Annotated in this window: 11 protein-coding genes; 4 read left to right on the forward strand and 7 right to left on the reverse strand. The window is 39.9% G+C overall.

Features of this window, described 5'->3' with window-relative positions:
* Nucleotides 1-167 precede the first annotated feature (167 nt).
* The 6 genes from QZ738_RS00235 to QZ738_RS00260 form a co-directional block, all read right to left on the reverse strand.
* Nucleotides 168-2,033 carry an alkaline phosphatase gene (locus QZ738_RS00235; RefSeq protein ID WP_293782764.1) on the reverse strand — a complete coding sequence of 622 codons (1,866 nt, stop codon included), beginning with the start codon at nt 2,031-2,033 and terminating at the stop codon, nt 168-170.
* The gene (locus tag QZ738_RS00240) at nt 2,027-3,550 is read right to left on the reverse strand and encodes a RagB/SusD family nutrient uptake outer membrane protein (RefSeq protein ID WP_293782766.1); all 1,524 of its coding nucleotides are present in this window, start codon (nt 3,548-3,550) and stop codon (nt 2,027-2,029) included. Before QZ738_RS00240 ends, QZ738_RS00235 begins: the two co-directional genes overlap by 7 nt.
* Before the next feature lie 11 nt (nt 3,551-3,561).
* Nucleotides 3,562-6,906 carry a TonB-dependent receptor gene (locus tag QZ738_RS00245; protein WP_293782768.1) on the reverse strand — a complete coding sequence of 1,115 codons (3,345 nt, stop codon included), beginning with the start codon at nt 6,904-6,906 and terminating at the stop codon, nt 3,562-3,564.
* Nucleotides 6,907-7,028: 122 nt separating this feature from the next.
* Nucleotides 7,029-7,973: a FecR family protein gene (locus QZ738_RS00250; protein ID WP_293782770.1), complete on the reverse strand. Its 945-nt coding sequence runs from the start codon at nt 7,971-7,973 to the stop codon at nt 7,029-7,031.
* Between the two features lie 63 nt (nt 7,974-8,036).
* The gene (locus QZ738_RS00255) at nt 8,037-8,600 is read right to left on the reverse strand and encodes an RNA polymerase sigma factor (protein ID WP_293782772.1); all 564 of its coding nucleotides are present in this window, start codon (nt 8,598-8,600) and stop codon (nt 8,037-8,039) included.
* A gap of 492 nt (nt 8,601-9,092) precedes the next feature.
* Nucleotides 9,093-10,097, reverse strand: a complete 1,005-nt coding sequence (locus QZ738_RS00260) for an LLM class flavin-dependent oxidoreductase (protein ID WP_293782774.1) — start codon at nt 10,095-10,097, stop codon at nt 9,093-9,095.
* A 406-nt stretch (nt 10,098-10,503) separates the two neighbouring features.
* Here QZ738_RS00260 and QZ738_RS00265 point away from each other — a divergent pair, with 406 nt between their 5' ends.
* From QZ738_RS00265 to QZ738_RS00275, 3 genes are all read left to right on the forward strand, one after another.
* Complete coding sequence (locus QZ738_RS00265; protein ID WP_293782776.1) at nt 10,504-11,229, forward strand: LytTR family DNA-binding domain-containing protein; 726 nt, start codon at nt 10,504-10,506, stop codon at nt 11,227-11,229.
* Between the two features lie 217 nt (nt 11,230-11,446).
* Nucleotides 11,447-12,610 (forward strand): sensor histidine kinase, encoded by a 1,164-nt coding sequence (locus QZ738_RS00270; protein WP_293782778.1) that lies wholly within the window; start codon nt 11,447-11,449, stop codon nt 12,608-12,610.
* A 642-nt stretch (nt 12,611-13,252) separates the two neighbouring features.
* Complete coding sequence (locus tag QZ738_RS00275; RefSeq protein ID WP_293782780.1) at nt 13,253-13,882, forward strand: hypothetical protein; 630 nt, start codon at nt 13,253-13,255, stop codon at nt 13,880-13,882.
* 33 nt (nt 13,883-13,915) lie between these two features.
* Here QZ738_RS00275 and QZ738_RS00280 read toward each other — a convergent pair whose 3' ends face one another.
* A complete protein-coding gene (locus tag QZ738_RS00280) occupies nt 13,916-14,803 on the reverse strand; it encodes a sugar phosphate isomerase/epimerase (protein ID WP_293782782.1) in 888 nt (295 codons plus the stop codon).
* Nucleotides 14,804-15,237: 434 nt separating this feature from the next.
* Here QZ738_RS00280 and QZ738_RS00285 point away from each other — a divergent pair, with 434 nt between their 5' ends.
* A complete protein-coding gene (locus QZ738_RS00285; protein ID WP_293782784.1) occupies nt 15,238-15,837 on the forward strand; it encodes a DUF2807 domain-containing protein in 600 nt (199 codons plus the stop codon).
* Nucleotides 15,838-16,216 lie beyond the last annotated feature (379 nt).

A 16,216-nucleotide genomic window follows, 5' to 3' on the forward strand; every position in this document is an offset into this window, starting at 1 on the left:
AGAATGGCATGCGCAGCTGCCACTTAAGTAACACATAACCCAATCTAATTGAGTGTTTATTATCCTTCACTTAAATAAAAACTATAACCTCATTATGATACCATATAAAAAAATATAGCGGCGTCATGGCATGTGCTGACACCGCTATACAGGTATATTTGCTTTATTTATTGGGCCTTTAACAAGTGATAGGCTTTAATGATTTTATGAAATATTTGATTATTAGGATAAGTGCCACTGAAATTTTGGGAACCCGGGCCATAGGCAAAAACAGGAACCATAATCCCCGTATGATCGTTAGTGCTAAATTCGCCCCTTACCATTCCTTTTTCGGCAGCCCCGTCTAAAAGCGTCAATCCGCCTGTTTCATGATCGGCAGTTACGACAACCAAAGTTTCTCCATCCTGATCAGCAAAGCGAAGTGCCTCGGCAACGGTACGATCGAAATCGAGCAATTCGGTAACCAGATAAGGCAGATCGTTCGTGTGACCACCATAGTCAATCTGTGCACCTTCGGCCATGATAAAGAAACCAGCTTTGTTTTTTGATAAAACCTGCAGGGTATGGGATAATGATTTTTTAAGCATATCTCCCCTGCCTTTTATCACCGGTCTGGTTGCCGAATCATCCAATAAAACCAATTGTTTTCCATCCTGCAGCTTTTCAAAATCGGTTAAATTATGGGTTATCTGAAAACCTTTATCCTTTAGATCTGCCAAAAGCCTGCTATTTTTATTCTGTTCGAAAGCTTTGCGGTTGGAACCCACTAAAACTTCGGCCTTGCTACGTAACAAATCATTGGCGATTGCGCCATTATAAGAACGATCAAGCTGATGAGCGTAAAAAACGGCTGGTGTTGCATCGGTCAGATCGCCAGCCGTAATGATGCCACTTTTGATACCGAAGGTGGATAAAGTATCAACCAAATTGATTTTATACTGATCATCTGGACCAATTCCGATATAACGGTTATTGGTTTTATAACCAATGGCCATCGCGCTACCACCCGCAGCCGAATCGGTATTTCCTGCATCTGCAGCAGCGGTTTCAGAAAAGCCTATGTAATGGAACTTTGCCATGTTCAGATCGCCATGATTGGCAATCAAACCCGCGTGGATGGCAGCCAGTCCCATCCCATCGCCAATTAACAAAATGACTTTTTTTGGTACCTTGTTTTGTCCGTCGGTTTTGTAAGTTGGGGTATAAGGGATATAGGGTTTTGGATTGGTGTAAATCAGTTTATCCTGATGTAGATAAAAATTTCTCAATTTGGCGGGCTGATCGGTATTAATCCAGTCTGCGCCGAGCCTTTCGAGTACAACCCAGGTGTTCGGACTATCCTGCGAAGCCCAAAAGCGAAAAGGTTTGCCTTTTTGATGTGCCTGTGTGATGGCAGCTCTCATCTTCGCTTCATCTGTTTTGGTCGGGTTGCCTTTGCCATTCCATACGGTATGATTTTTTAAATCATCGCTGATCATCGCTACCCTTTCCAATTGGGCATCCGTATAAACCGTTGCAGGCCTGCCATCAAAAGATAATTTCTCATCATAATCTTTAAAATCGGCAGGAGCAGGCATATCGCCACTAATGACTACTTTAATCGCATTGGCATTCTTTTTTGCGTCAAATACTTCGGGATAACCTTCAAGTTCTTTTAACAATATGGGGAGCACATGCTGGTAATCTTCCTTTACATCAACCACCAACTGCAGTTTTAGGGCTGCATTGGTGTAAGGATGATTCCCTTTTGCTTTAAAAAACCGGGCTAGCGGATCGAGGTATACCTTTTTAAGTGTAAAATCCGGTTTAATTTCTGAAGCCTCGTGGGCTACATACAATTCGCCATCCTTTAAAAACACATCTGCCTCAATTGACCCCATTTCGGCATAATATGCGGTAAGAAGCGGAATTTCCTGCTTATAATCGTTATGGCTATGGCCATGATTTGCATTTAGCTTTACCTGGGCAGATGTGCTTTGCAGCCCCAGCACAAAGGCCAGCGCTGCAAAGTTGATCCCTATTTTTTTTACCATCCCGGATTTTGTTTAATTACACCTGCACTGTTATCAATTTCTCTCTGTGGCACGGCCCAAACATCATGTACCTGAGGATTGAAAGTTCTTGCGGGCCAAATTACAGTTCCATCATAATCGTGCAACGGTTTGGCATATGTGGCTTGTGCATCGCCCCATCTCACTAAATCGCGGTGACGATCTGCCCATTCTCCGGCAAGCTCATTCCGGCGTTCGCGTTTAAGGTCATCTATAGTCATTCCCGTTTTAGCACCTAAACCGGCTCTTCGCCTGATTTTGTTCAGTTCGGTATCGCCCGCGCCTGCACCACTCAGGTTAATGGCCGCTTCTGCTTTGATCAGTAATACTTCGGCATAACGCATTAATGGCACATTTAAATCAGTCGTCCCATTATCCCCGTTTGGATTAACGTGTGTGGGAATCGGGTTAGCGTAAGAAAACGGCTCCATGTATTTTTTAAACTGGTAATTTGAAGTTGCGCCTCCATCTTTGGTAAAGCTGCGCTCGGCTCCAAAAAACATAAATTTATCGCCAGGTTTCAAAATGGTAGCTTCCCTGCGTTGATCGCCAGCTTCATATGAATCGTAAAGTTCTTTGGTTGGCAGGTAATAACCCCATCCATTATAAATACCCCATGCTTTATTGGTTAACATTACACCAGGCAACTTGCTTCCCCATCCTGTTCCGCCACCGCTAGGTGTACAAACAACCGACCAGATATATTCTTTAGACCAATTGTTTGAAGCCTTAAAAACATCGGCAAATCCTGTACTGATCAGATCATGCTGCCCTGAATTAATAACCATATCGGCATACTTAGCGGCATTGGCATAATCCTTTTTAAATAGGTAAACCTTAGATAAATAAGCCCATGCAGCTGTTTTGTGTGCTTTACCATAATCAGCAGCTTTCATTGCCGAAAAAAACGGAAGGTTATCTGCAGCTTTTAACAGAAGCGAAATAATATAATCGTAGTTTTCATTTACATTGTTAGCACGGGGAATGGGCTGTGATGCATCGGTTTCGGGCTTAACAATTGGCACACCCGCTTTATCATTTCCGTAATTGGCTGCCAGCTGGAAATATACCAAACCCGCATTAAAATAAGCATCGCCTATAATCTGTTTCTTTAAACTTTCGTCCATATTGATGTTGGGCACATTGGTGATGATATCGTTTGCACGTTTGATAATGGCATAACGCATACTCCACTGCGATTCGGTATAACCTCCACCTACATAAGTACGGTTAAAATTTTTAATATTATCAGCCTCCGGTTTGTTCCGGCCGGTAACCATATCGTCGCTGGCATTGATGAACCAGAACATTCCACGTCCGTAAAAATCTTCGGCATTATAGAGTTCGTACATTCCGCCCTCGGCTTTTAAGGCATCTTCTTTGGTTTTCCAGAAATTCTGTGCCGATGGAGAGCCTTCCGGTATAATATCAAGCTGTTTTGTGCAGGAAGAGAAAACAGCAAGGGCGGCAAATGCCATATATTTTAAATTCTTTTTCATTGTTTTTGTGATTATAAATTTACGCTTAAACCAAGGATAAAGCTTCTGGCCTGAGGATAACGACCAACATCCACTCCGTTGTTGTCCATTCCTATTTCGGGATCAAAACCGGAATATTTGGTAATGGTAAAAAGATTGTTTGCCGTAGCATAAATCCTTACAGCGCCTGTTTTTAATTTATTAGCGATCGATTTCGGCAAACTGTAACCGAAGGTTACGTTACGGATACGCAGGTAAGAACCATCTTCTATATAAAAATCAGAAGCTGCAAAGTTTCCATTGGCATCGCTGGTTGAAATAACCGGCACTTTGCCCCCTGGATTTTCCGGCGACCATGCATCCAGAATGCCAGCCAGTTTGTTGTAAGAAGGTCCGGAAGCGCTGTAAGTAGTACGTTTTACAGCATTAAACAACTTGTTACCCTGCACACCTTGCGCAAAAATATTGAAATCGAAATTTTTATAGCTTGCATTGAAACTTAATCCATAAGAGAAATCAGGATAGGCACTGCCCGCAAAATAACGGTCTTTGCTGTCAATTGATCCATCGCCGTTAATATCTACAAATTTAAAATCGCCTGCTTTTGCATTTGGCTGTATCTTTTGTCCCTTTGCATTTTTATAGTTATCAGCTTCTGTCTGGCTCTGGAAAATACCATCCGTTTTTAACACAAAATAACTATACAACGGCTGTCCTACCCTATTGGTTAAAGGAGCAAGTTCATTTCTGAAATTAGTAGATACCGTTTGGTTTTCTATACCAGGGATAAGCTCCTGTATCTTATTGTTAACCTTTGTTAAGGTAGCATTTACAGAATAAGTAAAAGCTGCTTTTTTATCACTGTTATAAGTTAAACCCAACTCAATACCTTTATCTTTTACTATACCGGCATTAATGGTTTGGATGTTTAAACCAGCTGTTCCCGGCAGCGTTCTGTTCAGGATCATTTTATCGGTTTCCTTAATAAAATAATCAGCCACTAAACTCAATCGGTTTAAAACCGTTAAGTCAAGCCCGATATTGGTTTGTTTGGATTCGGCCCATGTGAGATTTTTGTTGGCCAGAACAGTCTGTATATAGCCGTTCTGTAAAGCAGGCGATTGCCCGAAGTAACTCTGCGTGGGATTTAATAACGGATTTACTGCAGAAGGTGAAAGACTGCCCAGATTTCCTAAAATACCATAACTACCCCTGAGTTTAAACTCATTTAACCAGCGTGCATCTTTTAAGAAATCTTCTTTACTCACTACCCAACCTGCAGAAACAGATCCGTAATTTCTGAACCGGTTTTCTTTGGCCAACATGGATGATCCGTCACGGCGACCGATCAACGATAAAAGATACTTTTCGCCATAGTTGTAATTTACCCTGAAAAACAATGATGAAAGTGCTTTTGCATCAAAATAACTGGAAGAAGGCTGTGGTATTGTTCCATTTGCCAAATACCTGTATTGTTTTGACTCGTCGTCAAAACCCGAAGCCGACGCATACAAACCGCTGCTTTTCGTTTTCTGAAAAGTATAACCACCGGTAAATTCTAACTGATGCTGCGCAAAAGACGTTTTATAGTTTAAAACCTGTTCTGCTAAAAAGTCTGTTGCTTTATCGCTTCTTTCTACCAAACTATTGCTTAGTACCGGTTTTCCAACTTCTGGTCTTTTTGGTGTAAAGCTTTTAAAGGCAGCATCTGATTTGGTCACACTTAAATTCGATCTGAAAGTTAAACCTTTGGCCAATTTAAGGTTAGCATAAGGATTAACCACCAGCACATTTACCGGATTGTTGACATCAATACGCATCAGTTCGGCAACCGGATTAATAATATCGCCGTAATCTCCGGCATATGGCCCCGGCAAACCTGCAAAACTGCCATCGGCATTGTAAGGTGTACCATTGGTTGGATAATAAATGGCGGAAAGTAAAGCACCTGTGTAATCGCTGCTGGTGTTAGCTCCATTTCCGTTGGTGCTACTGTACGAAAGGTTTTCGCCTATTTTTAACCAATTGGTTACCTCATGCTCAGTATTGATCCTAAAATTATAACGTTTGGTTTTGGTATTTAACACAATACCTTCCGCGTTACGGTAGTTAAAGCTAAGATAATAGTTAGATTTTTCGCTCCCACCGTTTATCGCTGCATTGTAATCCTGTAATAATCCATCTCTAAACACTTCGTCCATCCAGTTGGTACGGGTAATCTGTCCATCGGGATATTTTGCAGGGTCAAAAGCCGGTAACAGATTAGTACCGCCATTTTTTGCTGCAGTTGCCGCCACCTGTGCACGCTGTTGTGCATTTAAAGGCTCCAGTTTTTTCCAGGCGCTTTGCTGGCCAACTTTGGCGTCAAAACTGATCTGCATTTTTCCGCTTTTGCCCTTTTTGGTGGTAATTAATACCACGCCACCCGAAGCCCTTGCGCCGTAAATGGCCGCAGAAGCATCTTTCAGTACGGATATCGATTCAATATCGTTAGGGTTAAGTTGTGGCGTACCTGAAAATATGGATCCATCGATTACATAAAGTACATTTTCCCCATTAATACCGCCCGCACCGCGGATGTTGATACGTGGTGCAGAAGTTGGATCGCCACCCTCATTAGTGACAATTACGCCCGGTGATTTTCCGGCCAGCACCTCACCTACACTGTTTAATGAACGTGAAGAAAGTTTATCCAGGCCAACAATACTGACTGCCCCGGTTAAGGTTTCTTTTTTCTGTGTACCATAACCCACAACCACTACCTCTGCTAGTGTAGAGCGTTCTTCTTTTAAAACCATATTGATCACCAGCTCTTCGCCCACTCTTGCTTCCCTGGTCTGAAAACCGATCATCGAAAAGGAAAGCACTGCATCAGCGCCAACTGCGATTCGGTAAGCGCCGTTTCCATCAGTAATGGTTCCGCTTTGTGTACCCAATACTTTTACCGAAACACCTGGAAGAACTAAACCTGTGGTATCACGCACGATACCTGTAACAACCCGATCTGGTTTGTTCATTACGGCATTATTCAAAATTACATATCCGCCTTTCTCCAGCACCTGTAAACCAAGCCGGTCTAAAAGTGATCTTACAGGCTCGGTGGTAAAATCGCCGCTTACCAACATATTCTTTTGTTGTAGGTGATCTGGATTGTACACAAAACTGAGTCCGGTACGGGATTCGATTTCTTTGATGATCTCGGTCATCTTACGGCCCTTATGGATATTAATGCTAACTGTGGTTTTCTCTAATTTTTGGGCCATACCTGCTGAAGCGAGGATAGAGCTGCAAAAAAAGCAGAGGATGGTAAATGTTAAACATGAGTATTTCATGATCTTGTAAAGAGCTGGTGTCCGCTTAGCGGAGGTTGTTTTCATTGCTTAATTTGTTTGATTTTATTTTGTAAAGCTTTAATTATACTGGCTTTATTGCCAGGAAGAAAAATTGGGGCAGCCGATCTGATCGGTACCGCAGAAAATTTCCAGATCATATCTCTATCTCATCGGTATATATTAAATGTTTTGTGATTTTTTGATGCATTGAACCTGAGCTGATGGAGACTACAGATAATATCCAAAATCTCATCTGGTGATTGTTTGCTACTGAAAGAAGCGGTTGTTTTAAGCTTACCCAAACTTTTATCGCTAAGCAAAATTTTAATGCTGTAAACATATTGGAGTTTGGTAATCACTTCATCCAGTCTTGCTCCGTCAAAAGCAAATTCGATAAAAGCAGGTGCTTTGATTTTACGGATGGCAGCACTGCCGGCATTTTTATCATAAGTTAATGATTCATCCTTAACCAGCGTACCCAGGTTACCTTTTTGATCGCTGACCGCAACTTTACCCGTAACCACGGCAACTTCAAGCTGTTTACTGGCCTGATAAGATTTGACGCTGAAAGCGGTCCCTAAAACTTTAATGTTAATTCCGGCGCTTGTATGTACCGTAAATGGTCTCTTTTCCTGATGGGCAATATCGAAAAATGCTTCTCCCTCCTTTAATTCAATCTGACGGCTATTTGAAGCAAATACTTTAGGATAGCAGAGTTTTGCAGACGGACCTAACAACACCACAGAACCATCAGATAAAATGATTCGCTTCTGTTGTGTACTTCCGGTAACCAGCGTAATCTGATTACCGGACGGCTTTTTAGTGTTCAGTGTCCAAATCGTTATGCCTAGTGTAACCATGAAGAGTACAGCGGCTGCAACCCTGATAAAAGACCGGAGCTTCAATATCTGGCCTGTTTTCGGTTCATTGCGCATAGCAACCTGCAGATGTGCAAACATTTGTGCCCCTATCTTTGCTTTACGGTCTGCCGGTATGGCCGTATCTTTTATATGGAGTGCGGCATACCATTCCTCAACCTTTTTTTGTTCTTCCTGATTCGCCTGCTGATCGAGATATTTCTGCAGCAGTTCTTTTGCCTGTTCTTCTGTCATTTAAATACATGTCAGTTGAAAAGCAGACTGGTACTAACCAAAAATGTTATCAGTAAATTAACTTTATGTTAAGCTGATCAATACAGCAATTAATAAAATATAAGAAAGGCTTTTTTTGAGCAGTTTTAAAGCAGCAGAAATCTGATTTTTTACGGTCTGGACCGAAATATCCAGATCTGAAGCGATTTCTTTGATCGATTTATCTTGTTTTCTGCTCATGGAAAAAACCTGTTGCATTTTTTCGGGCAGTAATGCAATGGCAGCATCTACTTCAAGATGAAGCTCTTTTAAAATCAGTTTATGATCTGCAGCAATGGTATCTTTTTCATCCATTAGTGCGCTAAGCGCCGTGTAGTGATGCGCTTTAAGATTACCTGATCTGAAATAGTTGATTACTTTATACTTTACAGCACCATGCAGGTAGGCACCTAAGCTTGATGAAAGCTTAATCGTTTTATGGTTTTCCCATAGCGAAATAAAAATCTCCTGGGTAATATCTTGCGCAAGGGCTTCATCACCCGTTTTTTTAAGCGCAACGTCAAAAATATCTCCCCAATGTAGCTGGTAGATTTCTGCCATGGCCTGATGACTTCCGCGCCGTAAAGATGAAAGTAAAGTTTCGCTCAAGGGATACTGCTTTTTTCGCAGCAAAGCTACCAGCTCAATATTCCCTTATTATTAATAAATCTTAAACAGAAAAAGATAGAAAGGATGTAAGATGGGAAATGTATGATGGCAAAGTTAGACTGGCAACGGAAAATTGAATCAATCTTCAGGCCTGTCAGCAGCATCTTCTATAAGATAATTGTCCTACTAATTGTTGTCTAACTAACTGATATGGATAAATTTATAGCATTAGCAAATGAAAGCCCGGTGGTTCTAGACGGTATGAAGCCCCGCTTCCGCTTATAGTCCTCGCTGCACTCCGGGTTATTTCACTCTAATCCCTTAGGGTTTAAAAACAAAAGTTAGTGCACACTGCAAGCTCTGATATGAAATGTAAAAAAGCCAGGTGTCCGACTCGTTATTAACCTTTGTTAAACTTAAACCCATTGCTAATCCGTAGTGAGGCTATGCTTAACACTACGGATAGAAGTGATTTGCGGGGAAATCCTATTTTTATCCAAACAATCCCGCAAAAATTTCATTTGAATGCAATTTTGCCTTGCGATCGTATATATGCGAGGTACTCATTACCTCATTTATGCCATATTTTGATACGAAAGCTGTTAAATTTTCTTTAATGGTTTCGGCGCTACCAATAAAAGAGTAATATAACATCTGCTCAACGGCTTCTTTTTCCATACGGTCCCAATACACATTGATATCGTCAACAGCTGGTTTGAGCATTTCTCTTCTACCGGTTATTACACCCAGAAACATCCGTTTTACCGAACTCGATAAACGTTCTGCCTCCTCATCTGTATCAGCAGCGACTACATTTACGCAAGCCATTACATAAGGCTCCTGCAAAAATTCAGATGGCTTAAAGTTATTTTTGTAAATCGAAACTGCCTGTTCGAAATAAGTTGGTGCAAAATGACTGGCAAACGCATAAGGAAGTCCTTTTTCTGCTGCTAAGCGTGCGCTGTCGGTACTGGATCCTAAAATCCAGATGGGTATATCCAAGCCTTCTCCTGGTATGGCCCTTACACTTGCGCGGTTATTACCCGAAGAGAAAAATTGTTGTAGTTTCTCGATATCCCTCGGGAAATTGTGAACTGCATTAAAATTTTCGCCACGGATGGCCATTGCAGTAATCTGATCGGTTCCGGGCGCCCTGCCCAAACCCAGGTCAATGCGGTTAGGGTAAAGTGAAGCCAATGTACCAAATTGTTCTGCCACAATTAAGGGCGCATGATTTGGCAACATAATGCCTCCGGAACCTACACGTATACTTTTGGTGTTACCGGCAATAAAACCAATAAGCACTGCCGTTGCCGAACTGGCCACACCAGCCATATTATGATGCTCGGCAAACCAGTAACGGGTATAACCCAAAGCTTCAGACTGCTGAGCTAAATCACGGCTGGCTCTAAAGGTATCTGCAGCACTAAACCCATCTAACACCGTTGCAAGATCGAGTACGGAATAAGATATATTTTTCAATAAGTGAGGTGACATAAGTTAAAAGGATAAATTTATATTGCAAAAATATCTTTAATAAAACCTAAGTCTGCGTGAAATGAATACATATGACGCTTAACCAACATAAAGGGTCATACGCCCAATCAGACAGCCCTAATTACAGCCGCGTAGGAGTTTGTATATTCTGGTAACAAAACGGATGTGCATATGCTCTTAATTCAATTAAAATTATATATTGATTAGAAAATCAATAGTCGCAAATACCCTTATTCTAGAATGTTTTATGGATTATAACTATTACCTGCATCAGTTAAACCTAATTAACCAGCATTTACGTTAATTTAATATATAAGAACAATACTTAAAATTATTGCGTACAGATAGTACCTTTTTCGTTACAAAAAGGCGTAATTTCGTTACAAGAGAACCAGATATTTTGAAGATGATTAAGTGCATAGCCATAGACGACCAGTATAGTTCCTTAGCAGGGCTACAAAAATATATAGAAGATACGCCAAACATGCGGCTTGTGCAGCAATTTACTGATCCCATTACTGCTTTAAGGGAACTGGCTAGTTCGGAAACGGTTGATGTAATTTTTATGGATGTGGAAATGCCACAAATTTCAGGGCTCGAACTGGCCAAAGCCATCCGGTTCAGAACCAGAAAACTCATTTTTACCACTTCTCATCAGCAATATGCTTTTGATGCTTTTGAAGCTGCCGGAGATGCTTATTTGCTAAAACCATATAGCTATGCTAAATTTGCAACAACCATTACCCGGCTTTTTGGGCATGAGATGACGGGCGGAGCCAATGAAGATTATTTCCTGGTTAAAAACAAGGAGGAGGAACACCGGGCGGTAATGGTAAAATATGAGGATATTATTGCTTTTGAGAGTTTTCATAATTACATTAAACTACATACCGTAAATAAAGTAATTATTGCTTACTTAAGCTTAAAAGATGTTCGTGAACAGCTTAGCATTAAGAAAGGTTTTATACAGTTACACCGTGGTTATATTGTGGCTATTGATAAAATTCTGCATATAGACGGTAATAGGATTACCATGAACAACCACATTAGCTTTACCGTTGGAGACATTTATCATCAGGAATTTAAAAGTTTTATTTCCGAAAGGTTAATTATCAGTAGCCGTAAGAAATGACGGCTACTGAAATTGTTCCCGCTAATAGAAGACGCCGGAGCTGATGGTACTGGTAACTGATGTTGTTGTTGGCTCGGAATGGGTGGTGCCTGATTGCATATCTTTATTATAGTTTTTTTTGAATACAAACAGGGTGCGTTTGTTAAGTTTTTTAGTTTTCATAATTTTTTTTTTTCGAAAACTAGCGGCGGCCGCACCCTATAACTTTAGTTGTTACATGAATGGTAGTAATCTCATGATGGATAGATTAAAACAGACGCCCAACACGGTCTACAGATGGGTTTATAGCCATCGGGTACATTTGATCGCCTGGGCCTCTTTTATCTTTTGGGAATCCATTATTGTTGGGCTGATATCAGGGGTTTTCGGAAAACTCGGTAATTATGTAATCCATTATATCATAAACATCTGTCTGTTTTATTTCCATGTTTGGTTACTCGAAAAAGCAACACGTTCATCAAGGCATGCAATATTTAAAATCCCTTTGTCTGTTATTTTGGAACTTGCTTTATATGTTGGTTTTGTTTTTTACCTCGATGTCTTTTTAAGAAAATATACCAATTTCATCTCCGTTGCACCACCACCGGCAGAAACACGTTTACTGACGCTGTTATGGAGATCTTCTTTTTTTCTGCTTTTTTCTACAGGTTACTATTTTTTAAAGCAGTTTATAAGTGAGCGGACGGAAAGATACCGCATTGAGAAACAGCGTTTCCAGATGCTCCTTGAGAAAGAGAAGACGGAGAAGGAACTCGCCATGTCAAAAAATGCCTTTATGAAAGCACAGATTAACCCACATCTGCTTTTTAATACATTTGAATTTGTGCACCAAAAATTAAATACTTACGCTCCGGAGGATGCCAAAGTAATGCTCTACCTTTCTGATATGATGCGTTTTGCGGCCAATACACAGCATAATGAAGGATTTGTGCATCTGACTGAAGAAATTTCACAGTGTGAAAACCTGATTGCTCTGCACCAGATCACCCAGGGTGCAATTTATATTGAACTGGCCAGCGCACCTGATCTTGATGAAATTAAACTAATCCCACTGGTTTTGCTCACCATTCTCGAAAATATGTTTAAACATGGAAACCTTCATGATATAGAAAATAAAGCAACAATAGCGGTTTACACTTTTGATGGAAAACTGCACATCGAAAGCCGTAATTTACCGAGGTTGATCAAAAGCAAGGTAGGCTTTGGCTCAGGAATGGATAACATCCGCAACCGGTTAAAATATGCTTACCATCAAAATGCCGAAATGGTTGCCGGAATTGACGAAGATGGTTTTTATACTTTAAATATCAGCATTTCTTTAAACGCACTAAGTAAAGCGCCTAAAACTGAAAAAACTGGACACACTATCCCAGCTGATTAAGTGTATTTCGGGTAAAAAGCTCTTAATACGTTTAAAGGGCAAACCAGCGTGACTGATAAAATAGAAATTGCCGGGAAGAAAACCCAATCTTTCCAACCTTGCGCCGGAGCTGCTTACAATCTTCATCGGAATCCTGATTGTAAGCTTTAAAATTGGTAAGTAATTATTTTTTATTGCGGTTTTGCAGGCATTCCTCGAACATTTTTTTGAACGACACGAAATTTACAAACGATTCATATATTACCATGCCATCGGAATCTGAACTGGCGATAACTTCTTCAATCACTTCCTGCCATCTTAATTTAAGCTCCACCGGTAAATGCTGGTGCTGATGCCTTTAGTAAATACTCCCACTCTTGTATTATTTCCTCAACTAATACTGCCTGATAGCTGCTTCTACCTCCCCTTTTTAGCGGGCGATTTCCAGGTGTAAAAATGTAAGACTAATGATCGACTATGATAAGTTCCGCCCAAAAAACTTTAAACTGTTCAACCCATTAAACGGCGTATATTTTTTAATTATGAAGTAACCCTTAAGAAAATTGATTTTTATCACATAAAAAAGAACAAAGTTGCCCTAAAAACGTAATATTAAACATACAAAAACAACAGTTTAATAAAATATACTTGTATTTTTGTGATATGAAAACTGCCAAGTCAATAACGATAGCTTTTCTTATAATCACCTCATTTTCTGGGTCATCTCGTGATGTTTTTGCTCAAGACAAGCTAGTAACCCCGCCATCTGAGATCCTGGGGCAAATAGAAAAAATAAATGGGAATGATATGATTGACAGGCTGGCAAATCAGCGGGTTGCATTTAATAAAAACCGTTTGAAGAATGTAATCCCAAAGGCAGAATACCTGATTAACAGAAATAACCTAACCCTTATTAGTTTTAACGGCTTAGATTATTATGTTAAAAACAATAGGGTAATAGGCATTAGGGGATTAAATCTTTCAGATTCCGTTTTAGACCAAATTACGGCAAAACTTGTTCTTTTAGATAGTATCCAATTCGAGCAAAGTGAGCGTCTGAACAATGAATACACCATGCGAAATACTGATGTTAAAAAGATCTGGTACATCAACCGCCAGTTTATGCTCACGCTTAAAATGTTATCGAGTACGGTGAGAGACATCGCTGCGTTTACCAAAAATGAAAACCCATCATTAACCGTTGAATTGAACGTAACTAAAATGCGTTCACCAAACGTCAATAAAGCAGCAACAAACCAAGATATGCAATCACTGGTATCATTATTGAAATAATACCATATTTATTAACAAGAGGCAGCTAAATCATCAATTTGTTTTCTTTTCTAAATATACTTCAGCAATTTGAGCAGAAAGATATTTGAAAGCAAGTGGCATTTCGGTTGCCGCATTTTTGATGTTGCCTTCTATAAAAATAAAACCTTTATAATTTATTTTGTGCAAGGCATTTAAATAAGGTTTAAAATCATCGCCCATTACACCTGGCAATGATCTGTTTTCTTTTTCCGCAACTTCCGAAAATTCTATCAATTTACCAGCCTCAACAATTTCATTTGGAGATTCCCCTTCCCGCATCATATGAAAAATATCTGCATTAAGTCTGAAATTCGGATGGTCAACCTTCCTTACGATCTCTGCTGCCGACCTTAAAGAGGTGATGAAATTCGTTTCGGTGGTTTCAAGGTTTTCCAACAAAATCGTAACCTTATATTCCCCTGCTATTCGTGCTAGTTTTTTACATAAACCAACAAAACCAGATTTCGCCTTAATAATATCATAACCCTCAGGAATACTCCTTACACCTGAGCTACCTAAAACAATAAACCTTACCCCAGCCTGTCCAGCCCTTGAAAGAACAGTTTCGGCATATGCCAAAACCTTTTCTTCATTTACTTCAGGTCCGGCAATCTTCATACCTGACGGAAAGAAAAGATTACAGCTTATTACCTTACATTTTGCTGCTTTGATTTTTTTTAGAATGGCATCGAACTGTTTATCTGTCAATGCGGGCGAAAGCAGTTTAGGAACCGATTCGCCAATCATTTTAAAACCTGAAGCATAGGCTAAACTATCTTGTGCTAAACCAGATACAATGCCTAAAGCCGGATAAGCCGGTTTATCCGAAATAAAACCAGAAAATAGGGTATAAATCAGGCAAATAAAAAAAGCTGGATAACTGTATTTTTTGCTTCTCATGCGATTTGGGATATTGGGTTAGAAAAATCATATCTCAAGATTTCTGTCTTAATGAAGTAAATCACCAGGAGGAGTATTTTGAGCATTCCTTGTTAAAGATAAGATTAAATCTGACCATTGCTGAATTCCGTAGTGGCAAATTATTTCCAGCAGCTAAAATGAAAACTTCTTCATACTTCTCTTCTCTGTTTAAAATCATCAGGAAATTAAACAGATTTCCCTCATAAAACTGTCCGCTGTTGCACAGCTACTGTTCGGAAATGAACAGCACCAGAACGGTAAGAAGCAAAAAAACCGCTTTTAAAGCACTCAATGACACATTTATATTTTGGCACCAGCTTGGTTAAGCATGCCATAGAATAAACCGGGCAAACTACCAGACATTAAGGGACACTAATCTGAACTAGAAATTTAACATTTAATGCATAAAACAAATGATGAAAACTTCAATCAAAACAATGATCGCCATGGTATGCGGAGCAATAACGTTAACGGTTGCCCACCCAGACAATTTAAGGGCAGCAGAAAAAAACAAAACGATACTCCATAAGATTCAAAACTTTAGAAAGATTGTAATAAAGGGCAACGTTGAAGTGATGTTGGTTCAGCAAACAACCGTTGGGATATCTTATGCAGCTGATAACGTAGGAAATGCGAAAGTTATCCAGCAGGGTGAAGCGCTACATATTACCAACTTTAATCCAGAAAAGTGTAAACTTGTTATTTATGTAAATGATATTTACCGCATTGAGGCGAATGAAAACGCAGTAGTAAAAACCGAAGTAAAGCTTAGCACCAGGTTTCTTCAGATTATCCTTAAGGACAACGCCTTAGCAGATATCAATACCAATAGTGAAGGATTATATACGCAAATACTGGATAACAGTACGTTGAAACTCAAAGGTAACACCGGTCATCATGCTTTGGTGATGGGTAAAGCCACTAATTTAACCATTGATGGTTTTGTTTCAGCTCAAACAGTTGTTAGGCGCGTGGAAACATCAGACGAAGAAATAGCTGCGCTGGTTCTTTAACTTAGGACAGTTATTATACCGATAAAAATCTGATATTAAATCAATTGACATGATTGATCTGATTTCAAATTCCCCGTGAAAATCCATAAAGAAAGACTGTATAGTAAATATCGAATTGTCATCCTGAGGGGTAATTTATTTTATAAAAATCAATATAAATGACGTAACTGATTTCTTATGCGATACAGCACAGTCTTGCCTCGGCTCACCGCCGCCGAAGGGCTCTTACTTTTTGGCATCAAAAAGTAACAAAAAATGCCGGCTGAAAATTTTTCTTTTAAAGCCAGTAATAGGGCTTGGGCAGTAGAATCCGAAAAATTTGTTAGGCCGGACTTAAGTAGAACGGAGACACAGTGCGAAGGCCTTTTTGGATGGAAAT

Origin of the sequence: uncultured Pedobacter sp. (genome assembly GCF_913776295.1) — a bacterium.
Lineage (GTDB): Bacteria > Bacteroidota > Bacteroidia > Sphingobacteriales > Sphingobacteriaceae > Pedobacter.

Excerpts from the sequence above, each read along its gene's own strand:
- QZ738_RS00240 (WP_293782766.1), bottom strand. The coding sequence starts at position 3,550 with ATGAAAAAGAATTTAAAATATATGGCATTTGCCGCCCTTGCTGTTTTC.
- QZ738_RS00260 (WP_293782774.1), bottom strand. The coding sequence starts at position 10,097 with ATGTCACCTCACTTATTGAAAAATATATCTTATTCCGTACTCGATCTT.
- QZ738_RS00270 (WP_293782778.1), top strand. The coding sequence starts at position 11,447 with ATGAATGGTAGTAATCTCATGATGGATAGATTAAAACAGACGCCCAAC.
- QZ738_RS00250 (WP_293782770.1), bottom strand. The coding sequence starts at position 7,973 with ATGACAGAAGAACAGGCAAAAGAACTGCTGCAGAAATATCTCGATCAG.
- QZ738_RS00235 (WP_293782764.1), bottom strand. The coding sequence starts at position 2,033 with ATGGTAAAAAAAATAGGGATCAACTTTGCAGCGCTGGCCTTTGTGCTG.
- QZ738_RS00275 (WP_293782780.1), top strand. The coding sequence starts at position 13,253 with ATGAAAACTGCCAAGTCAATAACGATAGCTTTTCTTATAATCACCTCA.
- QZ738_RS00265 (WP_293782776.1), top strand. The coding sequence starts at position 10,504 with ATGATTAAGTGCATAGCCATAGACGACCAGTATAGTTCCTTAGCAGGG.
- QZ738_RS00245 (WP_293782768.1), bottom strand. The coding sequence starts at position 6,906 with ATGAAAACAACCTCCGCTAAGCGGACACCAGCTCTTTACAAGATCATG.
- QZ738_RS00280 (WP_293782782.1), bottom strand. The coding sequence starts at position 14,803 with ATGAGAAGCAAAAAATACAGTTATCCAGCTTTTTTTATTTGCCTGATT.
- QZ738_RS00285 (WP_293782784.1), top strand. The coding sequence starts at position 15,238 with ATGATGAAAACTTCAATCAAAACAATGATCGCCATGGTATGCGGAGCA.